This window comes from Luteolibacter luteus (genome assembly GCF_012913485.1).
Classification (GTDB): Bacteria; Verrucomicrobiota; Verrucomicrobiia; order Verrucomicrobiales; family Akkermansiaceae; genus Haloferula; species Haloferula lutea.
On record NZ_CP051774.1, the window covers coordinates 5,987,968 to 6,011,225 of the forward strand.

Here is a 23,258-nt window from a genome sequence, read left to right on the forward strand (position 1 = left end):
ATCGCATGAAAGCAAAACCATCGATCCATCCCGACAGGAGCATTCTTCCGGTTCTCGCGCTCGCCTTCGGGGCGGCCTTCACGGCGCTTTCCGGTGCCCAGGAGAAGAAGCCGAACATCCTCGTCATCTTCGGGGACGATATCGGTCAATCGAACGTCAGTGCCTACAGCCGCGGGCTGATGGGCTTCACCACGCCGAATATCGACCGCATCGGGAACGAGGGCGGAGTGCTCGTCACCTACTATGGCCAGCAGAGCTGCACCGCCGGCCGCGCGGCCTTCATCCTCGGGCAATCGCCCTTCCGCACCGGCCTGACGAAAGTCGGCCTTCCGGGGGCGACCGTGGGCTTGCAGAAGGAAGATCCGACCATCGCGGAGTTCCTGAAGCCGCTCGGCTACATGACCGGCCAATTCGGCAAGAACCACCTCGGGGATCGCGATGAATTCCTGCCGACAGCGCATGGATTCGATGAGTTCTTTGGCAATCTCTACCACCTGAATGCGGAGGAAGAGCCCGAGAATCCGGACTATCCGAAGGACCCCGAGTTCAAGAAGAAGTTCGGCCCGCGCGGCGTGCTGAAGTGCACCGCGGACGGCAAGATCGAAGACACCGGCCCGCTGACGAAGAAGCGCATGGAGACCGTCGATGAGGAGTTCCTCGCCGGCGCGAAGGACTTCATCGACCGCAGCCACAAGGCGGGCAAGCCCTTCTTCTGCTGGTACAATTCCACCCGCATGCACATCTACACCCACCTGAAGCCCGCCTCCGTCGGGAAGACGAATTCCGGCACCCAGGGCGATGGCATGGTGGAGCATGATGGCATGGTGGGTGAGTTGCTGAAGCAACTCGATGACCTTGGCATCGCGAACGATACGATCGTCGTCTACACCACGGATAACGGGGCGATGAAGAGCATGTGGCCGGATGGCGGCGCGTCACCCTTCCGCTCCGAAAAGGACACGAACTGGGAGGGCGCATTCCGCGTGCCGGCCCTGATCCGCTGGCCCGGTAAGATCAAGCCGGGCACGAATTTCACCGGTCTCTTCAGCGCGGAAGACTGGCTGGTGACTCTGGTCGCCGCCGCCGGTGGCGATCCGAACTTGCGCGAAAGTGCGAAGAAGGGCGTCAGCGCGAACGGCAAGAACTTCAAGGTGCATCTGGATGGCTTCAACCAGCTCGATTACCTCACCGGCAAGAGCGAGAAGAGCGCGCGCGACGAGTTCTTCTACTTCAGCGATGACGGCGACCTCGTCGCTTACCGGGATGAGCGCTTCAAATACATCTACCAGGTGCAGCGCTCGATCGGTGTGCAGGTTTGGATCGATCCGCTCACCTCGCTGCGCACCCCGCAGATCATCGATCTGAACAGCGATCCTTATGAATATGCGATTGATGGATCGGCTTACTACGATAACTTCATGGTGACCCATGCCTTCCTGCTGCTGCCATCGGCGGCGAAGGTGGGGCAATATCTCCAGTCGTACAAGGAATTCCCGCCGCGACAGAAGCCCGCGTCGTTCTCGATCGATCAGGTCATCGAGAAGCTCGAAGCGGGGAACAAAGGCAAGTGACCCACGAAGAGATGTCCTCCTCGCTCTGGTCCCTCAACCTCGATTCCAATTGGGGTTCGGGGAGCGAGGAGGAGGGGATGAGCGTCATTCGCTCGAATGAGCACAAGCCAACTTCCGCTATGAAATACAAATCCATCTCGGCAGCACTAGCCCTGCAACTGGCGTTGACGGCCCTTTGCGATCAATCGCGAGCTCAGGAATCCACTCCGCAGGAACTCATCGAGCGCTCCATCCAGCGTCGCGCGGTCGAGGCGGTCATCTGGGGCATTCCGGCGGTGAACTACGAGCGGATGCTGGAAGCAGCCATCGCCAACGGCGCGAAGTTGAATCAGGTCGTCTACTGGTCGAAGCCGGTGAATGCGGCGAACCAGACGCTCACTCCGAATCCGGACACAATCTACCTCAATCCCTTTTACGACACGACGGACGGCCCGGTGGTGGTGGAGATCCCGCCCGCTGATGATGATCACGTGATCGTGGGTAGCTTCGATGTCGCGTGGCAGAACGCGCTCGCGGATGTGGGCCCGGCAGGTACGGACAAAGGGAAAGGCGGCAAGTATCTGCTCACGCCACCGGGTTACAAAGAGGAAGTGCCGGAGGGTTACTTCGTGCTGCCCACCGAGACCTATCGCGGCTTCGTCATCCTGCGCTCGAATTTCAAGAGCCGCAGCGAGGCGGACATCAAGTCCGCGGTCGAGCACGGCAAGCGCGTGAAGGTCTATCGCCTCGGCGGTGATCCGGCATCGACGGTCTTCGTCGATGCCTATGGCAAGGCCTTCGACGCGACGATCCCCTATGACGCGAGCTTCTACGAGCTGCTCGATCGCTTCGTGCAGGCGGAGCCATGGCTGACCCGCGACAAGGCGATGATCGACTCGCTGAAGACGATCGGTATCGAGAAGGGCAAGTCCTTCAAGCCGGACGCGAAGACAAAAGCGATCCTCGCCGATGCCGCAAAGGAAGCCCGCCAGGTGATCGCGCTGAAGTATGAGACCGGCTTCTCACCTGCCTTCTTCGAAGGGACGAGTTGGGGAGTTCCCGTTCCTCCGGAAACGAGGGGAGGGCTTGGGAACATGTTCTCCAACCCGAACGAATACGGACTCGATGGCCGCGCGGTGATGTATCACATGGCCTACTTCAGCCCGAAGGTCTTCGGCGGCGGACAGTTCTACCTCATCAACATCAGCGACGCCTCGAACAAGGCGCTGGAGGGCAGCAAGACCTACCGCCTGAAGGTGCCCGCGGAGGCACCGGTGGAACAGTATTGGTCGGTCACCGCCTATGACCGCGAAACCCACGCGCTGATCCGCGGCGTGGACCGCCCGAGCTTGGCTTCGAATGACACCGCGGTGCAGAAGAACGCCGACGGCTCGACGGACGTCTACTTCGGCCCGGCCGCGCCTGCAGGCAAGGAGTCCAATTGGGTTCCGACCGATCCGGGGAGGCGCTTCGAGCTGCTGTTCCGGCTCTATGGACCGAAGAAGGAGTTGTTCGAGCAGAAGTGGAAGCTGCCGGGCGTGGAGGAAGTGAAATGACAAGCTGAGCCTACCGATATGAAACCCTCATTTCTCATCACCTTGGGCCTGGTCGCGCTGGGAGGGGGCATGGCCTTGCCGGCGCAAGAGCCGATTGGGCCTTCACCAAGCTGGAACCGTGCTCTGCCCAAGGGGCCGGACGCGCGCGTCAAGATCACCGAGGAGTATGCGAAGCTCGTCGGTCGCGACGCTTACTTCTGGGCCTGGCCGATGGTAAACATGTACAATCGCCGCCTCGTCTCCGTGCCGGTCAAGGAATCAGTCAGGACTGGGCCCCTCATCGCGGCGCCGCTCAATCATCTCACCATGATGACTGATTATCTCGACCCGACGGAACGGGCGATCGCGTGTCCCAATCAGGACGTGGTTTATGGTTTGGGTTTGCTGGCTCTCGAAACCTCGCCGGTCGTGGTGCAAGTGCCGGACTTCGGTACTCGCTTCTGGGTTTACCAGATCGTCGACCTGCGCACCGACAGCTTCGTGCAGCTCGGTGCCATGTATGGGACGAAGCCGGGGTTCTATCTCCTCGTCGGACCGGATTGGCAGGGTGAAGTCCCGAAGGGCATCACCAAGGTGTTTCGATCCTCCACCAACACCGGTCTCGCGGGCCCGCGCATTTTCCAGGATGACACGCCAGAAGACAAGCGGGCCATCCAGACGCCCTTGGCGGGCGTCATGATGTACCCCCTCGCGGACTACGATGGGACGATGAAGATCAAGGACTGGACGAAGATCCCCCAGCTTCCGGCGCCGCCAGCCGGAGATGAGGAGTCGAAGTGGGTCTTCCCCGACAAGTTCGCCGACCAGCTGCCGATTGTGCTCGCCGATGCGCCACCCTTGCCCGGCGAGGAGGCACGCTACGCACAGGTGCTGGCCGTGCTGGAAGTCCTCAAAGCTGACCCGAAGCTCAAGGCGGCCTTTATAGCCGGTGCTCAGGAGGCGGAGGAGCTTCTGGTGAAGCCGCTTTTCCAGTTCCGAAACTACGGCCAACAGTTGCCCCACCACTGGAGCACGATCTCGAATGAATCCGCCTTCGGCACCGACTACTTCACCCGCACCGCGGTCGCGAAGTCGAACATCCTCGTCAACTCACCCAACGAGACCAAGTACTTCTATCAGGATCTGGATGGGAGCGGAATCCGGCTGAACAGCGCCAAACGCTATACGGTTACCTTTCCGAAGGATGGCACTCCGCCGGTGCATGGCTTTTGGTCGCTGTCTATCTACAACGAGCACCATTTCTTTATCGCCAATGCGATCAACCGATTCTCCGTCGGCACCAAGAACAAGGACCTGAAATTTGCCGCCGACGGCTCCCTGACGATCTACGTCCAAGCCGAGGAACCCCAGGACCCGGAGCAGCGTGCGAACTGGCTGCCTGCCCCGAAGGGCGACTTCTCCCTCTATATACGCGCCTACTGGCCGAAGCCATCGGTTACCGAAGGTTCGTGGACTCCACCGGCAGTGAAGTGGATTGAATAGCCGCCGACTTTTCAATGATATGAATACCCGCGACCAGATCCTCGATCTCAAGCAACGCATCGCCACTTCGATCATCGGCCAGGAGCAGGTGATCGAGCGTCTCATCATCGCGCTGCTGACGAATGGCAATGTCTTGATGGAAGGTTTGCCCGGTCTCGCGAAGACCCGGGCGATCAAGACGCTGGCGATGCATTTGGAGAGCCAGTTCAGCCGCATCCAGTTCACTCCAGATCTCCTGCCCGCGGATGTCACGGGCTCGGAGATCTACTTCGAGGAAGGCGGGAAGGGGCAGTTCAAGTTTCAAGAGGGGCCGATCTTCGGGAACCTGGTGCTCGCGGATGAAATCAATCGTTCGCCGGCGAAGGTTCAGGCGGCCTTGTTGGAGGCTATGGAAGAGCGGCAGGTCACGGTCGCCGGGACCACCCACAAGCTGCCGGAGCTTTTCATGGTGCTGGCGACGCAGAATCCCATCGAGCAGGAGGGAACCTACCCCTTGCCCGAAGCTCAGATGGACCGCTTTCTCATGCACATTTTCATTAAGCAACCAGCGGATGAGGACGAGCTGAAGGTGCTGAAGCTGGTGCGGGGCGAGGAGGCTTCGGGCGGAATGAAGAGAGATGAGGCACCGATTCCTCAGTCGGTAGTTTTTGATGCGCGCAAGGAGGTCGCGGCCGTGGCGACCACTGACGCGGTCGACCGGTATTTCGTGGCCATCATTTCGGCGACGCGGAATGCGGGACGATATGACAAGGATCTCGGCCGCTGGATTCACGTGGGCGCTAGCCCGCGCGGCACACTCGCGCTCGATCGGGCATCACGTGCGCGAGCGTGGTTGCAAGGACGCGACCACGTGATTCCAGAGGACGTGCAAGCGGTGGCTGCGGATTGCCTGCGGCACCGGATCATTCCGAGCTACGACGCGAGCGCGGAGGGTAGAAGCAACGATGAGCTGCTGGACGCCCTCATGAAGAAAGTCGCCGTGCCCTGAAGAAGGAGCTCTTGGATAGCCCGGCTCCAAGGGTAGGGACAGGCGCCCCCACTTGTCCGGAACAGTCCCTTCAATTTCATCCCGCCCCTTGACCCATGAACGAAGCCATTCTCCCCGCCGCAAAGACACCCGTGCCGCTCAAGGCCCCGGGTGTCTACGCGGATCTTGGCGAGCTCATCCGTCTCCGCTACCGCGCGAATGGCATCAGCCTACTCCCTAGGCAACCGGTCACCTCCGTCCTCTCCGGCCGGCACGCCTCGCGTCTCCGCGGCCGCGGCCTGAACTTCGAGGAGATCCGCCGCTACCTCCCCGGCGATGACATCCGCCAGATGGATTGGAAGGTCACCGCCCGCACGAAGAAGCCCCACATCCGCGTTTACACCGAGGAGCGCGGCCGCGATGTCCTGCTCCTCGTCGATCAACGGCTCGGCATGTTTTTCGGCAGCCGCCGCAATTTCAAATCCGTCACCGCCGCCGAGATCGCCGCCCTCGCCGCATGGCGTGTCATCGCGGCAAAGGACCGCGTCCTCGCCATCGTCTTCGGAGATACCGATTTCACTGTCCTCCCTGGCGGCTCCAGCCGGAATCACGTGATGCGCATCCTCCAGGCCGTCATTGATCGCAATGAAACGCTTGCCATCGACCGCGGCATCGTCCCCGGCCCCGGCATCTTGAATGAAGTCCTCCATCGCGCCGAGCGCCTCGTCCCTCACGATGCCCTCGTCCTCCTTATCAGCGATGGCAACGGCTCGGATCAGGAAACCCAGGCCAGCCTCAGCCGCATCGCCGCGCACAATGACGTCGCCGTCGCACTGGTGAATGACCCCTTGGAAATCGAACTCCCGGATGCCGGGTCGAAGGTCTTCGCCGGCGGCGCCATGCAACTCGAAGCCGATACCTCCGACGCCAAGCTCCGCGAAGAATTCCGCCGCGACTACCGTGATCGCCTGGAAGCCGCGCGCCACTATCTCATCCAGCGCCAGGTCCCCATTCTCCCGATCCGCACCGACGAGGAAGTCGCCCCGCAAGTCCGGAAGCTCCTCGGAGCGCGGATCAGGAAATGAAACGGCCACCGGTCTAGCAAATGCACCCCGGCACCGAATGACATGAATGAAGACCCGACCAGCCTCGACCGGCTGCATGACCTCGTGGTGCCGCCACCTGCACCATGGTGGCCGCTGGCACCGGGCTGGTGGATCCTTCTCGGGTTCATTGCGGCGCTCGTGCTTGGCTGGTTGCTGAAGTCCTTCATCCGCTGGCAAAAGAACCGCTACCGGCGCGAGGCCTTGGCCATGCTGCAGGACACTCCGGTCGCCGGGCTCTCCGCACTGGTGAAGCGCGTCGCTCTCTCTGCCTGGCCGCGGGAGGAGGTTGCGGATCTCACGGGACCCGCATGGCTCCGCTTTCTGGATCGCACCGGTGGGATGAATCTATTCGTCGCGGGTGCCGGAAAACCGCTGGAGAATGTCGCCTTCGATCCCGCGGCCAAGTCCGACGACAAGGCACTCCGCCGCGCGGTGAAGGAGTGGATCGTGAAGCACGAACGGAAGGAGGAGGGGGAGGAATCATGATCACGCTCGCCTATCCATGGCTGCTCCTGCTGCTGCCGCTTCCGCTGCTGGTGAGGTTCTTCTGGCCGGCACATCGCGAGCCCCGGCCGGCCCTTCAGGTTCCCTTTCTCGAGCGTTTGGAAAGGATCACCGGCCGCAGCGCGGGTGAAGGGGCCACGGTGCTGCAGGGCGTCTGGGGCCGCCGCATCATCCTGCCGCTGGGATGGGCCTGCGTGGTGCTCGCACTCGCCCGTCCGCAGTGGCTGGAACCGCCGGTTTCTAAGCAGGTGCCGATGCGCGATCTCTTGTTGGCAGTCGATCTCTCGGGATCGATGGAAACGCAGGACTTCACCGATGCCAGCGGGAAGCCGGTCCAGCGGCTCACCGCGGTGAAGCAAGTGCTCGATGACTTTCTCGCCAATCGTCAAGGCGATCGTGTCGGCCTGATCTTCTTTGGCACCGCGCCCTTCGTGCAGGCACCTTTCACCGAGGACCTGCCGGTATGCCGCCAGTTGCTCTCCGAAGCCCAGGTAAAGATGGCCGGTCCCCAGACCGCCTTTGGCGATGCCATCGGCTTGGCGATCACCATGTTCGACCGCAGCGACATGAAGGACCGCGTGCTGATCGCCCTCACGGACGGCAATGACACCTCCAGCCAGGTCCCTCCGGCCAAGGCCGCGGAGATCGCAAAAGGGAAGGGGATCGTGGTCCACACGGTCTCCGTCGGGGATCCTCGGGCCGCGGGCGAGCAGGCACTGGATGTGCCCACGCTGCAAGCGGTGGCACACGAGACCGGCGGGATCTATGCCGCCGCCGCCGACCGCAAGCAACTGGAGGAGATCTACAAGAAACTGGATGCCCTCGAGACCCGCACCGCGGCCTCGGTGAGCCATCGTCCGCGGCGCGATGTCTACTACTGGCCCGTCGGCATCGCGCTGGTGGCGGCATTCCTCTATCATGCGGTGCTGCTCGCCGCCAGCTTTCGCAAGCCGAAGCAAGTGGCTGCGGTGGCGAAAGGAAAGGAGGTGCCGGCGTGATCGCTGACTTTCATTTCCTGCGGCCCTGGTGGCTGCTGGCCTTGCTGCCAGCCCTGTTGCTGGCGTGGGGGATCCGGCAGCGGACGGATGGGGCCCTGCCATGGCGGGGCATCGTTGCGGAGCATCTGGTGCCCTATCTGGTGACGAAGGGCGGGCAACTGACGACCCGATGGCCGCTGCGCCTGTTGCTCGCCGGATGGATCTCGGCGATTCTCGTACTTGCGGGTCCGGCATGGAAGCGGGAGCCCTCGCTCTTCGCGGACGACGTGGCAGCCCTCGCCGTGGTGGTCAAGGTGAGCCCCTCGATGCAGACCGAGGACCTCCCACCGAACCGCATGGCCCGCTCGGTGCAAAAGGTGCACGATCTCCTCTCTCGCCGCGGCGCGGCCAAGTCCGCACTCATTGCCTATGCGGGCAGTGCTCACGTGGTGATGCCCGCGACCAGTGATGCGGGTATTATTGATATCTTCGCCGCCCCGCTGGAGCCCGGGATTATGCCGCAGGAGGGTGACTCCGCCGCGGAGGCGCTGAAGCTGGCGGACACCGTTCTGGCGGGTGCGGGCGGCGGATCCATCCTGTGGATCACCGATGGCATCGCCCCCGAACAAGCCGCGGAGCTGGCGAAGTGGCGGAAGTCCTCGCATACCCCCGTCAAGCTGCTGGCACCTCTGGGCGAATCTCCGGAACTCAAGGCGCTGCGCGATGCTGCGGACACGATGGAAGCGCAGGTGGTCATGCTTTCCGCGGATGACTCGGACATCGCGGTGCTGGAGCGTGCTGCGAAGTTCTCGGCGCCGGCTCCGGGAAATGAGGATGCCCGCTGGAAGGAGAGCGGCTACGCGCTGCTGCCCCTGCTGGCGCTGATGCTGCTGCCCTTCTTCCGGAAGGGCTGGATGCCAACCATTGCGGCACGCTTATGAAAAGACGGCGGAATATCGCGATCATCCTCGGCGGCATCGTGGTGCCGCTGCTGCTGGTGGCGGGCACCACCCTGGATGAGGACTTCTGGACCAGCCCGGATGAAAGGGGGGACCTGCTGATGCACCGGCACCGCTACGCCCAGGCGGCGAAGACCTACACGGATCCCTTGCGCATCGGTATCGCCCAGTATCGCGATGGTGCCTACGAGGCCGCTGCCAAGGCCTTTGCCCGCGTCCCCGGAGCGACGGGGGCCTACAACACTGGCAATGCCTGGCTGATGCACGGGCAATACGACACCGCCATCGCCGCCTATGACAAGGCCCTCGGCTTCAGGCCGGGCTGGCAACCCGCCTTGGACAACAAGCAGCTCGCCATCGCCCGCCGTGATGCGATGTCGGTCTCCGACAAGGACAAGGAGGACGAAGCCACCGAGGCCTACGATCCCGACAAGATCGTGATGGATAACAAGGGGGGCGAGGACAAGGACGAGGACAAGAAACCGATGGAAGGCCAGAAGGACACCGGCCTGCAGGAAAGCTGGCTGCGCCGGGTGAAGACGACCCCCGGTCAGTTCCTGAAGGCGAAGTTCGCCTGGCAGGATCAGGTGCAATCCGGAACCGCAGCACCGCCGCCATGAAAGCGATCATTCCTTTTCTCATTACGATATCCATCGTAGTTCCATCCCGCGCTGCCGACCCGCCATCGCGGGTGCAGACGGGCTGGGTGACGAAGGGAGAGATCTGGGCCGGGCAGAAAGCCCTGCTGGCAGTGGAGCTTTACGCTCCCGGCTACTTCGACGGGGCCGCGGTCTTCGATCTGCCGAAGATCCCGCACGCCTTGGTCCTTCCTCCCGTCGGCTCCCCGGTTCTGGACAGCAAGGTTATCGATGGCGTGAACTACACCGTGCAGCGGCACGAGCTGGAGGTATTCGCCTACACCGCGGGAAAGACCGAGGTGCCCGCCTTCAAGGTCCGCTTCGCCATCAAGCGCCAGGCATTGGATCACGATTCCGTAACTCAGGAGGTGGCGACACAGCCGCTCACCCTCGAAACCAAAGCCGTCCCGGGAGTGAAGCTGGGGGAGTGGGTCATTACCTCTGCCGATTTGAAGGTCGAGGAGACTTGGAAACCGGAACCGGGGAAGAATGAGAAGACCGGCGCCGCCTTCGTGCGGACCTTGGTTTGGACCGCCAGCGATGTCCCGGGCATGGCCTTTCCCCCCTTCAAGGAGGACCCGATCGCCGGGCTGGGGATTTATCCCGCCGACCCCTTGGTGGAGGACAAGTCGGACCGCGGCGATCTGCTGGGCCAGCGGACGGATACCGTGACCTATGTTTGCAAGGCGGGAGGGATCGTTACCATTCCGGCACGGCATCTCCGTTGGTGGGATCCGGTGGCCGAGGAAATGAAGCGGGTGGATTTTCCTGCCCGGGTGATCGATGTCATCGCCCCACCGGTGCCGCAGCCCACCATGGGCGAGAAGTTCCGCAGATGGATGAAGGAGGACTGGAAGGTGCTGGCCCTGGGCTTGGCCGGTGCGGTTTTGCTCGCGTGGGGAGTTCGGAAATGGGGCAGAAGGGTGTGGAGTTGGTTCCTGCCCACAAGGCTGGCGGAACTGAATCCCGCAGAGGAAAGGTAACGAGGAGCCTGAATTCCCTGCCGCGAAGGTCTTCCCCGATTCAGGGCTTGGACTTCTGATCTCCCCAAAAAGAAAATCTCCCTCCCGAGGGCACGGGAGAGAGATTTACTATGAGCAATCTCCAACCTGACGCTTTTCAGCAGGTCAGGCCGAAAGAGATGTGATCACCAATCGGCGTAGGTGGTGGTGGCCGGAGCGTAGTCGGCGTTGCCGGTCGCGTTGGTGATGTAGAGGATACCGATGGCCGGCACGGTGCCCAGGTAGGTGTAGGCGCCAGCGATGTCGGTCGACGGCGGGATGGGCTCCTTGAGGTAGCCTTCGGTGGTGCCGTTGCCGAAGATGATGGTATCTTCAAGCGGGTTGCCTTCGGAGAGGCCGTTCATGTTCTGGTGCGCACGCACAGCTTGCTGCACGTTGCGGATGTTCATGATGTTGGCCGAGCGATCGGAACCTTTCTTCCAGGCGCGGGCGCCGACGAAGAGAATGGAGATAAGAGAGAGCAAGACGAGGATGACCACGGTGAGTTCCAGAAGGGTCATGCCGCTCGCGCGCTTCGAAGTACGTGTCAGTTTCATGTGGGTGTGTGTCGTATTTGGGGTGTGTTTCGCTCCTGTGGGACGGGAGCGAGTGGCTGGCCCTGGGGGCGGCGCACGACGTGGATAAAATATTAAATTTGGTCCTCCGCATATTACGTCTTCATGTAGTATTCGGGTGAACAGGTGTTTTCGGGACCTCAATGATCAATCTTCCCGACGTCGAGGGTGAAGACCCACGATCACTTTGATCGCTCCGCTCGGAGACGGGCACGCTAACAGAGACACCAGAAGTCCTCGCCTTCTTCGTAGCCCCCTGCGGTGGCGAGTTCCATGACCTGCTCTCTTCCACCGGGGACGCCAACGGCAGAAAGCAGCACGGCATCTCGCCAGAGCTCTCCGAATTTCTCCAGGCTTTCGACTTTCGCACCGTGGATCTTCTCGCCGATCCGGCGGGGGTGGACTTCGTAGAAGCCCTTCACAGGGATGCCCCGGAGTAGAAGTTCTTGGGCAATGGTTTTTCCGATCGGCCCGGCCCCACCGATAACCACGCCGCGTTCCTTCACCGGGGCAAGGCGGGCGAGGAAATGGGCGCGCATCTTGTGGCGGAAGACATCACCATAGCGCGGATCGTTTCGCGTCAGGCGCGTGGCGGAATCCCGCCACTGTAGCAGGCTCTGCTCCGCCTTGCCGAAGACCGCGCCCGCTTCCAGAAGTCGCAACCAGAGATCGTGATCCTCGGCCCAAGGCACCTCGCGGTAGCCGCCCACGGCACGGATGGCGGACTTCCTCATCAGCGAGCTGGGATGGACAAGGGGATTTTCGATGAAACGCGCGTTTGCGATCGAGCGCGGATCCCGGAGAGAGTTCACCCATTCGACGTGCTTCGCCATGCCATCGCCCAGCGGGGAAAGGATTTCCACCTGACCTCCGATGACATCCAGCTCCGGATGATCGAGGGTCATCTGCCATTGCCACTCCAGGCGCTGTGGATGGCTGATGTCATCGGAATCCATGCGTGCCAGCCATTCGGCAGATGCCGCCCGGCTTGCCGTTTCTGAGGCCCCGACCACGCCTCCTCCCGAATCATTCGTGAAACACTTCACCCGCGGATCCGACGCGGCGAAGTTTCTGACAATCTCCGCCGAGTCGTCATTGGAACGATCATCCACCGCCAGCAATTCCCAGTCCGTGAAGGTCTGCTCCTTTACGCTCGCAAGCGCCGCCGGCAGCGTTTTCGCCGCGTTCCGGTAGGGCATGACGATGGAAATCCGGGGCATGGACAGAGCTATTCCGTCTCTGAGTCAGAAACTAGTCTCCCAGGCCGCGTGCAAAAGCGCCGCCCTCTTCGTCGAAGATGATCACCATCGGCCGACAGCAGATTTCGCAGTCGTAATCATACTCCGTCGGCAACTCGTCCGGCGAGGGCATCGCCACTTCGAAGGTCTCAAAACAGGTCGGGCACTGCACTACCGCGGTCTCCATGGAGAGAGCATGAACGGTCCTGTGGAAATCGCCAGTTTGACCTGAATGGATTTCGTGTTAGACCGTCTTATTGCGGCAGGAGTCAAAAACCGACTGCCGCACCAACCAACCGAACGAAATCGCCATGAAATTGCATCAACTTCTGGTTCTGACCGCACTTCCTTTTGCCTTCGTGTCCTGTAACGAGGCCGACAAAGCGAACGCCGAAGCCAAGGTCGAAAAGGCCAAGGTGGAAGCCAAGGCAGCAGCCGACGACGCCTCTGCCAAGGTGAAGTCCGGCATGGAAGACGCCGAAAAGGCGATGAAGGACGCTGCCGACAAGACCAAGGCTGCCGCCGAGGATATGAAAGACAAAGCCGCGGGAGCGGCGGAAGATGCGAAGAAAGGAGCGGCAGACGCTCTGGACAATGCGGCCGACAAGCTCCGCGAGGAATAATTCCCTGCTGTTCGCTTTTTCACCCGATCTCCACTCCGGCGGCGCTGCAAGGTGCCGCCGGCGTTTTTTCAAAGGGGAAGGGGAGATTGATTACCGCACGGAGGCTGCTTTAAGAGAAACCGTGATGATGAGTTTCCGTTTCCGCCACCGGGTGCTGCGCCATGCAGCCCTGTTACTGTTAATCACCGGCTGCCGGGAATCGCCTTGGGCGGCCGCCGCCCCTCCCGCGACGGTGGAAAAGGCTGCGGGTAAGGAGAGTTTGGAGTCTCCGGAATTGAGGAAAGCCCGGGAGAGTTTGGAGCAGGTGACCCTTCGCGATGTAGTCTTTGAATCCACCTCGGCCGGGGAAGCCGTTGACTACGTCGAATTCAAGGTCCGGGAGCTTGCCCCTGATTTGAATCTCCGGATCGTGCTGCGCAGGGCCGTCCCGCCCGGGATGACGCTTGAAGAAGCGATCGGGAGGGACATCTGCTACAGCGGCCACGATTTCCGGGCCGCGGAGGTCTCCGCATGGGAACTCCTTGAGCTCGTGGCCGGTGACAATGGCATGGAGATCGTCTGGAGCGAGGATCGCTTGGAACTGAGGCCGAAAGCGGAGGGAAGCGACCTCATCCTGATGCCTGTCGATGAGTGACGGCGCGCGCTCCGGGACGCGCCTCGCGTCCACCCGTTACACAAATCCCTCCCTTCACGCCGCTAAATGGCGACGCCGGGATCTCCCGTCGCCTTGGGCGGCTTCGTGATCCAGCGCCCCTCTCCACATTCTCTTTCGCCGCTTGCCAATCCCCGACCTACGGGGAAGAGTCACACCGTCCGCCTCGACACCAACCGCCCATGAATTCCCGATTCGTCTGGCTCGCGCTGCTCGCCGCCACCGGCCTCAGTTCCGCGCAAGAGCCTGCTCCCGCTCCGGCACCTCCCGCAGCTCCTCCTGCCCAGCCGCAGTTCCAGCCTCCCGGCGGTGCCTTCGAGGTGAATGCGATCGCCGCGGTGGTGAATGGCCGAACGATCACCAAGAGCAAGCTGAACTTCCTGCTGGCTCGGGACTATGCGATTCTGGCCACCCAGTTCCCGCGCCGCGGTGCCGAGTTCGAGCGTCAGGTGCTTGAGGCCCGCGACAAGATTTTGCAGGAACTCATTGACCGTGAGATTATTCTCTCCGAGTTCAAGGAGCTCGAGAAGAAGGGTGCGAGCCTGCCGGAACGCGCCGTCGATCGCGAAATCAACCGCCAGATCCGCGAGAACTACAACAACAGCGAGGATCTTTTCCAAGAGGAGCTGAAGAAGGCCCGCATGAGCCGCATCGCTTATCGCGAGATGACCAAGCAGCAGTTGATCGTGGAGGCTATGCGCGCCGAGAAGGCCTCCGAGGCCCCGCCGCCGATCCCGAGCGAGATCCAGAAGGAATACAACGAGATCAAGGATACCATCCGCGACATCTCCAAGGACAAGATCACCTTCAACAAGATCTTCCTTCCCCGCCAGGACGCCGACAACCCGCTGGCTACACCGGAGTCCCAGCTCGCGCTCGCCGAGCAATTGGTCGTGGAGATCAACAACGGTGCCGACATTGCGGAACTAGCCAAGAAGCACTCCCGCGATGCCTTTGCCGCCGATGGTGGTTTCCAGAAGGATTTGCCACGCACCGATTTGGCCCCGGAGTTCGCGGCCATTCTTTTCAAGAACAAGGTGGGTGATCTGGTGGGACCTCTCGAGGACCCGGCAGGATTCACCATCGTGAAGATCGTCGGCATTTCGCCTGGTCCGGCTCCATCCCTCAGCGAGGTGAAAGAGCAGATCGATGGACGTGTGCGCCGGAAGAAGAGCGCCGTGGCCTACGAAAAGTGGATGCAGGACAAGCGCAAGACGGCGGTGGTCGTCCGGAAGATCTGAGGCATTCCGCTGTCTTTTCATCATCCGAGAATGCCGAGAATCCTGATTACCCAGGGGGATCCCGCAGGGATCGGCCCCGAGGTTGTGTCAAAGGCTCTTGCCTCCGGCCAGCTGCCCGTCGGCTTCGAGTTTGAGGTCTTGGGAGACACGGCGGGTTGCATACCGGGGCGACCGGACGAACGCTCTGCACAACAAGCGCTTGAAGCGTTGAATGAGGCGGTCCGCCTCCTAAAGAACGATGACGATGCAGTAGCGGTGGTAACCGCCCCTGTCTCGAAAGCGACCCTCCAAGCCAGTGGGTTTCCGTTCCCGGGGCAGACGGAATTTTTTGCGTATCACTTTGGCGTCGAGGATTTTGCCATGTGTTTAAGCGGTCGAACCTTGAGTGTTGGGCTCGCGACGATCCATATTCCCCTAGCAAGTGTTCCAAACGCTCTTTCGAAGCAGGCGATCGTGCGGGCTGGCAAGCTGTTGGAGGGCTTTGCCAAGCGCCGACATCGTCGTAGTCCACGGATCGCCGTAGTAGGCCTGAATCCCCATGCAGGGGAAGAAGGGCGCCTCGGGGACGAGGAAATCCGGGTGATTCGCCCGGCGATCGAGGAACTGAACCGTGAGTTCCCCGGGGTCTTCTCGGGGCCACACGTGCCCGACGTCGTCTTCCGGGAAGCGGCTGGTGGCGAGTTCGATGCCGTGCTGGCGATGTATCATGATCAGGGCCTGATCCCGCTCAAGCTGCTCGATTTCGATACCGGCGTGAATGTCACCTTGGGACTGCCGAAACCCCGCACGAGCCCGGATCACGGGACCGCGTTCGGTATCGCGGGGAAGGGCATCGCGCGCCCGGATTCGATGATCCATGCGATCCGCTTGGCCTGCGAGTTGGCGTAAGAGCTAACTTGGCGAGGTCAGGCCCGCCCATTCCGGCTTGCGAGGATACCGTGGCAATCTGCACCTCGGTAGCGTTTGGCGCACGCGCCAAGCGAAAGAACATCCGGTTCTGCCGAGGGAAACCTTACACGGGGCAAGGCACCGCAGGATTGGCACGGTTGCAGCCAAGGAGGAGGAAGTCCGGTCTTCCGGCAGATTCCTTCTCGCCATGAAAACTTCATCAGCATGCATCCTCCAATCCGTCGCTCCGTTGATTCTCGCCGGGGTGTTTCCTGTTCTCGCCGCAGATGGTCCTGAGCCCGCCGTGGGCGAAGCGCCGCTGAAAGGCGGCGAAGTGGCAGACGGCCCGACCACGCCGGAACCAGCGACCACCGCCAAGCCTGATGCTCAAATGCAGACAGTCCTCGACAAGCTGGCCGGCCTCGGGGGCAAGCCGATTACCGAACTTTCCCCGGAGGATGCCCGCAAGCAGCCGAGTCCGGCCGATGCGGTGAAGGAGGTGATGAGCGATCAGGGGAAAAAGGGGCCCGAGAAAGTCGCGAAGGTCGATGACATCAAGATCAAGCTCGGCACCGGCGACGTCGATGCCCGCGTTTACAAGCCTGAGGGAGACGGGCCGTTTCCCGTGATCCTTTACATCCACGGGGGAGGCTGGGTCATCGCGGATCTGGATACCTACGATGCCACGCCCCGGGCCTTGGCAAATGCCGTGAATGCCGTGGTGATTTCCACGGACTATCGCCACGCTCCCGAGCACAAGTTTCCTTCCGCTCATCAGGATTGCTTCGGCGCCTATGCCTGGACCCTGCAGAATGCGGGTAAATGGGGTGGGGATACCAAGCGGGTGGCACTTGTGGGTGAGAGCGCGGGCGGTAATATGGCCGCGGCGGTCTCGATCATGGCTCAGGACAAGGAAATGCAGATGCCCCTGCACCAGGTATTGGTCTATCCGGTGGCGACCACTTCGATGGATAGTCCTTCCTACAAGGAACACGCCATGGCGAAGCCGCTGAACGCGGAAATGATGAAGTGGTTTTTCGATCAGACCTTGGCGAATCCCGTCGACCGCGAGAATCACGAGATCAACTTGCTTGGAGCAAAGACGCTCGCAGGCCTGCCGACGACAACCATCATCACCGCGGACATCGATCCGCTCCGCTCAGACGGGGAAATGCTTGCCGCGAAGTTGAAGGCGGATGGCGTGAAAGTGGAACTCAAGAACTACCAAGGCGTGACCCATGAGTTTTTCGGCATGGGAGCCGTGGTCGATAAGGCGAAGGAGGCTGTGGACTTCGCTGCGGGAAGGCTGAATGAAGCCCTGAAGTCAGGCAGCGGGGAGTGAGGAAAAAAATGGAATGCTTATGAGAAAAAACGACGCCCGGGTGGAGAGACCCGGGCGCCTTTTTTGCGTTACTGCAGGTTTCGGGGGAGACCCATCAGGGATTGGGAAGAGCGGGGAGTTTCGGGGATTCGACGAATTGGGCGATCGTGATGGAGGCCGGAGCAACGCCGTCCTTCGGTGTGGCGGTAGCAGCCTTCCACGCGGTATCGATTGCCTTTTCCTTGGTCGTGCCCAGCAGCACCGCGAATTCGGTGCGGGTAACGATGCCGTTGTCATCGGCATCGATGGTTTCCGCTGCGGCAAGACGCTTGGCACGGGTTGCCTTGGCATTTGTGTAGGTGGGGAAGCTCGGAAGGGTTTTCGTCTTCACCCACGCTACCAGGTCGAGGCCACTGCCAGCCTTCGCGCGACTCCAAAAGGCATCAATGGTCTTCGCCGGAGTGGCGGGCGGCCACATTGCGATGATTTCTGTCCGGGTGATCTCGCCGTTGTCATTGGCATCAACCTCGCTGAAGACGCCGGCGCGGCTGATCCAGCGGCCCACGACCTTGGCGGTAGCTTTGGCAGTGCCGGCAGCGCTTAGCTCGGTGATGCTCACCTGGCCATTGGCATCCGTGTCTGCCTTGGCGAAGAGCTTCTCCTTTGCCTCCGCCGGAGGCGTGACATAGAGATTGCGCCACTCGGCCGGGGACAAGGATCCGTTGTCATCCTCGTCAAAGGCGGCGATCAATCGCGCTTCCGGGGAATTTACCAGTTCCCCGGTGATGCGGTAGATGCGCGCCGCACCGGTCTCTGCGGTGGTGAGTCCGTTGAAGGGATTCAGCACCCCTTCGTCGGAGGAGCCGATGATCGCAAGGTCGCCGCTCAGATCGAGAGCGCGGGCCCCGCTGACCGTGGCACCACCATCAAGGCGGCCTTGCAAGCTCCACACCGCATGGTCACGGGCGAAGAGGAATGCTTCCCCGGCGGATTGCTGTGCCGGATTGATCTCATTGGCCCCCACCAGCGCCGCATAGCCATCGATCGACACTGCTTGGCCGAAGTCCTTCAGCGTGGCATCGTCAGGCGTCAGGCGGACCATGCGGGTCCACGCATCGCCGCTGCCGGCAAAGATGTGCGCGGCATTGCTTTCCGGAGCACCCACGATCGCGAGATTGCCACTCAGGGAGACAGAGGCTCCGAAGCGGAAATCGCCATCGCCATCGAGCCTGGTCTGCGGGGTCCAAGAGGTGCCGCTACCGCTATACACATAGGCGCATCCCGGGTGCAGTCCCGCCTCGGGCGCACCGATGAGAATCGTGGTGCCATCGACGTCCACCGAACTTCCAAAGTTTGCCAAAGCCCGGCGCGGGTTTTCCTCAAGCTTCGCCTGTTGGTACCACAGGCCTCCGCTGCGCTCGAAGACGAAGGCGCTGCCGTGACGGCTGCCACGGCCCGGAGATCCGATCACCGCGCGATCACCGTCGATGGCCATGCTAAAGGAGAAGTCGTCCTCAGGGACCCCCTCGTCGGGAAGGAGCAAGTCCTGCATGGTCCAATTGGTGCCATTGCGCACAAAGGCCCAGGCCTGTCCGCCGCTCCCGAGACCGGCGAGCTCATTGCCACGCAGGGCACCGGCCAAGAGGGTATCGCCACTCAGGGCCACGGATTGCCCGAATGCGATGTCGTTGACGGTCAGCTTGGCCTGTCGGCTCCAATTGCCGCTTTCGCGGGTCAGGACATAGACGCTGCCGCGTTGGGAATAGACGGGGGTGTAGTCATCCGGAGCCCCGATTACCGCCGTGTCATCCTCGACCGCCACTGCCTTCCCGAAGTGTTCTCCTGCGGAGGAATCCCCGGGATCAATGTAGGACTGCCAGGTTCCGACACCGTTGGTCAGGGTATAGGCTTCAGCTTTGCCGGAGACGATGCCACTGGTGGTGATCGTGTTTGGCGTGCCGGCAATGATGTGGCCGCCATCAATCGCGAAGGTCTGTCCGAATGTGAGGCTTGCTTGAGGGACATGCGGGAACAGCTTGGGTCCCTCGGTCCACGTGTTGTTCTGGAAGCTGAAGACCGCCATGGCACCCGTATTAACCGCACCGCTGAGATCAGCACCCGGTTGGCCGATCACGATCGTATCGCCGTCCATCCGGACCAGTCTGCCAAAGCCCTCTCCGGGAATCACCGGTGATGGGGTTAGGGTCACGGGGCTTCCCCATATTCCGGAGAGATTCCGGGTGAAAACGTAGGCAGCGCCCGAAGCGACTCCGTTCACACGGTCGTCTTGGAAACCGAGAACGGCGCGGTTCCCTTGCAGCGCGATGGAGGGTGGGGCGGAAGGGTTGGCCGTTCCGGGATTCTCCAATACGGATGAGAAAGACCACGTGTTGCCGCTGCGGAAGTAAACAAAGGCACCGGAAGGGAGAAAGTATCGTTCGGTCGCGATCATCGCCGTGTTCCCCTCGAGGGCGAGGGCGTAGCCGAAACTGTAAATCTCGTCTCCGGTCGGTTGGATGCGCTGCTGCTGCAACCATGTGGTGCCGGTCCGGTTAAAGAAATAACAAGCGTGGGGCCGGGTGTCGACGCTGGCGAGGAAGGTTTCGCCGCTGAGGCTCAGCCGGCTTCCAAAGCGATGGTTGGCCATGGAGTCATCCGGCTGCACCCGTGCTTCCTGTGACCATGCGCCCCCGGAGCGGGTAAAGACGAAGACCGCGCCCTGATTGTTGGTCCCGAATCCCGGGGCTGAGACCACGACGGTATCGCCCTCGATGTCGACCTCGCTGCCGAACAGGGAGTTCGTGTTCGCGGCGAACGGGGCCAACACCGAGCCGAAGGTCCACGAGGTGCCATCGTAGTTGAAGATATAGGCGCTGCCGGTAGCGGAACCGGCGGCGGTGGCGTCAAGGCGGGCACCGATCACCGCGGTGTCGCCATCGATCGCGACGGAGCTTCCGAAATACTCATTCGGGTCTCCCGCACCCGTGACCAGCGGCAAGAGCTTTTGCTCGATGGTAGTGATCAACGGATCGATGGTGACGGGATAGCGGGCGCTGCGGTCGTCCACGTGGAAGCGGATGCCCTTTTCCGTGGGTTCCATGCGGGCAAGCAGCGGGCTGCCATCGGCGTCCCAGGCTTTCAGGGTGGAGTAGCGGAGCTGGGAATCTCCTCCTTCGGGGCCGAGTTCAAGAACGTCCGGATCAGCGGTACCACGGGCTTCGAGGCCGGAAAGGGCGACTTCAAGTTCGATCGTATCCGCGCCCGAGGATGCCGGGCGCTGGGACAGGGTGAAGCCGTGCTCGATACCGGCGGCACCATTGTCGAACCATTCCACGACTCCATCTCCATGGTGGAATTCTGCCCGCGTGCCGGAGGCTGTGAACTCGGAGGGAGCTCCCCCATCATCGTATTCGAAGCCGACCTTCATTTCGGCATCGCGACCGCGGGCGAAGGTCACGCCTTCCTTGCCGTAGCGGGCGGTGAGGTCCTGGGAGGGTAGATAGGAGAAATGGGACAAGCCCTCGTTGTCGGGAAGGGCTGCTTCCTCTGGTGTCAGCGCGTTGATTTCGCGGCGGACATTTTCAAATGCAGCCCAGAGATCCTTTTGCTCGGCATCCGATAGCTCGGATGCCGGTCCTTCTCCTCTCGCGTCGCCCTGCGGGAGGCCGGCGAAGGTGGTCTTGGTTTGGGCTGTGGCGGTGGGTAGGGGCGCGCTTGCCTTGCGTGGTGAAAAATAAAGACAGGTGCCTGTGAAGACAACGGTGGATAGCCCGGCCAATAGAATGGCACGACGGCGGTTTTCTGGGTTTTGAATCATGGGTATTTTGGAGGAGATATATCTAAAAAAGGGATAATGGGGATTTGTGTCAATGAAGGGACTGGGAAGATTTGATGAAGACAGGCCATTAAGTTCCCCGAGGTATGTACGTCTTTACCTGATAAGCCTGATAAAAAGATAAAAATTAACAGGTGCCGTCCCGGAGGCTCGCTTGCGGCTCTGATGGACTGGCCGGTGCAGGGCGTTCATGGGAAAGTGATACGCTGGTCGGGAGCTTGGATCTACTGTCAGGGAGAACGAGAAATCCTGTGGTCCTGCGAAGCTTCCGCTTTTGTTGAGCCGAAGGGGTTATTTCTTCTCGTCATGCCCCTCCGGACCCGGGTGAAACGATGGCTTGGCGCTGGCGATGATCGCGTCGATGGCCTCCTGATGCTCACTGGCCCTTCCTTCGGGGAAGGTGAAGCTCAGTTGTTGGTAGAGCCAACCGTCCTGTTGATGATAGGCACGCGAGTTCAGGAAATAGACCGCGACCCCATCCGGTTTTCGATGGATAAAACGTTCGTAACCGTGGATGCGGGATTCATCCGCCCCCTTCGGCACGATCTTCGCCCGGAAGTAGCTGCCGGCTGTTTGATGCAGGGCCTTGGTCGCGATAAGCTTTTCGATCGACTCCGCTTGCTCCCGATAATTCTCCCAAGTGACTCCCGGCGCGGTGAGCATGAGGTCAAAATTGCTGATGTAGCCGTAAGCGAAGATTTCCACCTGTAGCTTCGAATCCGGATCATCGAGCCTCGCCCACCATTTTTGACCCTCGCCTCCGAAGCTGGAGGGATGGGGAACGAAGCGTTCGGGTACCTCGATGTGGGGCCAGGCGAGCCAGTTCTCGCTGGGAAACAGCTTGGTCTTGTCCCCCGCCACGCATGGGGAAGAAAGCGCGGCGAAAGCGAACAGGAGGAGGGGAAGTTTCATTTTCTACCACTGCGCATTGTAGGTAATTTTGCTTACTTCCAAAGTGAAGAATCGGTGAATCCGCCCGGAAGGCCTACCGTGATCGCGGCGGGGGGATTTTTCGGCTTTTCCCGCGCGGGATTTCAGTCTCACCGTCCCGCCGTGCCCGCTGTCACGAATATCGCTGCCTATCGCTTCGCCCGCCTCGACGGGCTCAAAGCCCTGCGCGAACGCCTGATCGAGTTCTGCAAGGACCGCGGCCTGAAGGGGACGATCTTGCTCGCGCCGGAGGGCATCAATCTCTTCGTGGCCGGTGATACGGTGGGCGTGGAGGAACTGCTCTGGGAGCTGCGCGCCCTGCCGGGGCTGGAGGAACTGATGCCAAAGTATAGCGAGAGCGATGAACAGCCGTTCTCGCGCATGCTCGTGCGCTTGAAGAAAGAGATCATCGCCTTTGGGGTCGATGGCATCGATCCCGCGACCTATACCTCGCCGCGCCTGGAGGCGAAGCAGCTGAAGCAGTGGCTTGATGAAGGAAAGCCGGTGATCCTTTATGATACGCGGAATGATTACGAGGTGAAGCTCGGCACCTTCCGCAATGCCATCCCCGCGGGCATCGATCACTTCCGTCACTTCCCCGAGGCCGTGGCGAAGTTGCCGCCAGAAATGAAGGATGCCCCGGTGGTGACCTTTTGCACCGGCGGGATCCGCTGTGAAAAGGCTGCACCCTTCATGGAGCAGGCCGGCTTCCGCGAGGTCTATCAACTCGAAGGCGGCATCCTGAAGTATTTCGAGGAAGTTGGTGGTGATCACTACGATGGCGAGTGCTTCGTCTTCGACCAGCGGGTGGGTGTGGACCCCGCGCTGCGGGAGACCGGTTCCGCAGTGTGCTTCGCTTGCCAGGCACCGCTCACCGCGGAAGAGCAGGAGGACACTCGCTACATGGCGGACATTTCCTGCCCGCATTGCTACCGCAGCGATGCGGACAAGATGGAGGAACGCATCGCCGCGCGGCATGAAGCTCTCAAGCGCGTGACCTCTCCCTTGCCCGGCAGCGTGCCCCATGAAAATCGCAGGCCCATCCGTATTCCCGGTGACCTTGCGGGAAGGCCGATCCTCGAGGTGCTGGAGACGCTCTTCGTCCACGTCCCGCGCGAACAATGGCTGGGGCACCTCGCCGCCGGTCACGTGCTGGACCCTCGCGGTGCCGCGGCATCTCCGGAGCAGCCCACACGCGAAGGGGAGGAATGGCAG

At 61.4% G+C, this 23,258-nt stretch carries 20 protein-coding genes and 1 pseudogene; 16 read left to right on the plus strand and 5 right to left on the minus strand.

The window, feature by feature from the left end; all coding sequences use genetic code 11:
• Window positions 1-5: 5 nt before the first annotated feature.
• The 10 genes from HHL09_RS24620 (at window position 6) to HHL09_RS24665 (ending at window position 10,722) form a co-directional block, all read left to right on the plus strand.
• Window positions 6-1,571 carry an arylsulfatase gene (locus HHL09_RS24620; protein ID WP_169457314.1) on the plus strand — a complete coding sequence of 522 codons (1,566 nt, stop codon included), beginning with the start codon at window positions 6-8 and terminating at the stop codon, window positions 1,569-1,571.
• Between the two features lie 119 nt (window positions 1,572-1,690).
• Window positions 1,691-3,106 carry a DUF1254 domain-containing protein gene (locus HHL09_RS24625; protein WP_169457315.1) on the plus strand — a complete coding sequence of 472 codons (1,416 nt, stop codon included), beginning with the start codon at window positions 1,691-1,693 and terminating at the stop codon, window positions 3,104-3,106.
• A gap of 18 nt (window positions 3,107-3,124) precedes the next feature.
• Entirely contained in the window at window positions 3,125-4,588 is a 1,464-nt protein-coding gene (locus tag HHL09_RS24630) for a DUF1254 domain-containing protein (RefSeq protein WP_169457316.1), read from the plus strand.
• A 19-nt stretch (window positions 4,589-4,607) separates the two neighbouring features.
• A complete protein-coding gene (locus HHL09_RS24635) occupies window positions 4,608-5,576 on the plus strand; it encodes an AAA family ATPase (protein WP_169457317.1) in 969 nt (322 codons plus the stop codon).
• A gap of 95 nt (window positions 5,577-5,671) precedes the next feature.
• Window positions 5,672-6,640: a DUF58 domain-containing protein gene (locus HHL09_RS24640; RefSeq protein WP_169457318.1), complete on the plus strand. Its 969-nt coding sequence runs from the start codon at window positions 5,672-5,674 to the stop codon at window positions 6,638-6,640.
• A gap of 42 nt (window positions 6,641-6,682) precedes the next feature.
• Window positions 6,683-7,147, plus strand: a complete 465-nt coding sequence (locus HHL09_RS24645) for a DUF4381 domain-containing protein (protein ID WP_169457319.1) — start codon at window positions 6,683-6,685, stop codon at window positions 7,145-7,147.
• Window positions 7,144-8,163: a vWA domain-containing protein gene (locus tag HHL09_RS24650; RefSeq protein WP_169457320.1), complete on the plus strand. Its 1,020-nt coding sequence runs from the start codon at window positions 7,144-7,146 to the stop codon at window positions 8,161-8,163. The genes HHL09_RS24645 and HHL09_RS24650 overlap by 4 nt, the downstream gene beginning before the upstream one ends.
• Window positions 8,160-9,083, plus strand: coding sequence for a VWA domain-containing protein (locus tag HHL09_RS24655; RefSeq protein ID WP_169457321.1), 924 nt, complete (start codon window positions 8,160-8,162; stop codon window positions 9,081-9,083). The genes HHL09_RS24650 and HHL09_RS24655 overlap by 4 nt, the downstream gene beginning before the upstream one ends.
• Window positions 9,080-9,721: a tetratricopeptide repeat protein gene (locus HHL09_RS24660; protein WP_169457322.1), complete on the plus strand. Its 642-nt coding sequence runs from the start codon at window positions 9,080-9,082 to the stop codon at window positions 9,719-9,721. The genes HHL09_RS24655 and HHL09_RS24660 overlap by 4 nt, the downstream gene beginning before the upstream one ends.
• Window positions 9,718-10,722, plus strand: a complete 1,005-nt coding sequence (locus tag HHL09_RS24665) for a BatD family protein (protein WP_169457323.1) — start codon at window positions 9,718-9,720, stop codon at window positions 10,720-10,722. Before HHL09_RS24660 ends, HHL09_RS24665 begins: the two co-directional genes overlap by 4 nt.
• Before the next feature lie 164 nt (window positions 10,723-10,886).
• On the opposite strand, the gene HHL09_RS24670 is transcribed toward HHL09_RS24665, so the two are convergent.
• The 3 genes from HHL09_RS24670 to HHL09_RS24680 all read right to left on the minus strand — a co-directional run bounded on the left by HHL09_RS24670 (window position 10,887) and on the right by HHL09_RS24680 (window position 12,740).
• Complete coding sequence (locus HHL09_RS24670; protein WP_169453868.1) at window positions 10,887-11,297, minus strand: hypothetical protein; 411 nt, start codon at window positions 11,295-11,297, stop codon at window positions 10,887-10,889.
• A gap of 233 nt (window positions 11,298-11,530) precedes the next feature.
• Window positions 11,531-12,535 carry a glycosyltransferase gene (locus tag HHL09_RS24675; protein ID WP_169457324.1) on the minus strand — a complete coding sequence of 335 codons (1,005 nt, stop codon included), beginning with the start codon at window positions 12,533-12,535 and terminating at the stop codon, window positions 11,531-11,533.
• 31 nt (window positions 12,536-12,566) lie between these two features.
• Complete coding sequence (locus HHL09_RS24680) at window positions 12,567-12,740, minus strand: zinc ribbon domain-containing protein (RefSeq protein ID WP_169457325.1); 174 nt, start codon at window positions 12,738-12,740, stop codon at window positions 12,567-12,569.
• Window positions 12,741-12,864: 124 nt separating this feature from the next.
• Here HHL09_RS24680 and HHL09_RS24685 point away from each other — a divergent pair, with 124 nt between their 5' ends.
• From HHL09_RS24685 to HHL09_RS24705, 5 genes are all read left to right on the plus strand, one after another.
• Entirely contained in the window at window positions 12,865-13,176 is a 312-nt protein-coding gene (locus tag HHL09_RS24685; RefSeq protein WP_169457326.1) for a YtxH domain-containing protein, read from the plus strand.
• 121 nt (window positions 13,177-13,297) lie between these two features.
• Window positions 13,298-13,810 carry a hypothetical protein gene (locus HHL09_RS24690; protein ID WP_169457327.1) on the plus strand — a complete coding sequence of 171 codons (513 nt, stop codon included), beginning with the start codon at window positions 13,298-13,300 and terminating at the stop codon, window positions 13,808-13,810.
• Window positions 13,811-14,010: 200 nt separating this feature from the next.
• Entirely contained in the window at window positions 14,011-15,069 is a 1,059-nt protein-coding gene (locus tag HHL09_RS24695; RefSeq protein ID WP_169457328.1) for a peptidylprolyl isomerase, read from the plus strand.
• Window positions 15,070-15,099: 30 nt separating this feature from the next.
• On the plus strand, window positions 15,100-15,957 hold the full coding sequence (pdxA, locus tag HHL09_RS24700; RefSeq protein ID WP_169457329.1) for a 4-hydroxythreonine-4-phosphate dehydrogenase PdxA: 858 nt from the start codon (window positions 15,100-15,102) through the stop codon (window positions 15,955-15,957).
• Between the two features lie 208 nt (window positions 15,958-16,165).
• Window positions 16,166-17,299 (plus strand): alpha/beta hydrolase, encoded by a 1,134-nt coding sequence (locus HHL09_RS24705; RefSeq protein ID WP_205760934.1) that lies wholly within the window; start codon window positions 16,166-16,168, stop codon window positions 17,297-17,299.
• 94 nt (window positions 17,300-17,393) lie between these two features.
• On the opposite strand, the gene HHL09_RS24710 is transcribed toward HHL09_RS24705, so the two are convergent.
• Together HHL09_RS24710 and HHL09_RS24715 are read right to left on the minus strand one after the other, a co-directional pair.
• Window positions 17,394-21,095 carry a hypothetical protein gene (locus HHL09_RS24710; protein WP_169457330.1) on the minus strand — a complete coding sequence of 1,234 codons (3,702 nt, stop codon included), beginning with the start codon at window positions 21,093-21,095 and terminating at the stop codon, window positions 17,394-17,396.
• A gap of 309 nt (window positions 21,096-21,404) precedes the next feature.
• Window positions 21,405-22,025, minus strand: a complete 621-nt coding sequence (locus HHL09_RS24715; RefSeq protein ID WP_205760935.1) for a hypothetical protein — start codon at window positions 22,023-22,025, stop codon at window positions 21,405-21,407.
• Between the two features lie 141 nt (window positions 22,026-22,166).
• On the opposite strand from HHL09_RS24715, the pseudogene HHL09_RS26905 reads away from it, so the two are divergent.
• Window positions 22,167-22,988: pseudogene (locus tag HHL09_RS26905) on the plus strand (sulfurtransferase); the annotation flags it as partial.
• Window positions 22,989-23,258: the final 270 nt, after the last annotated feature.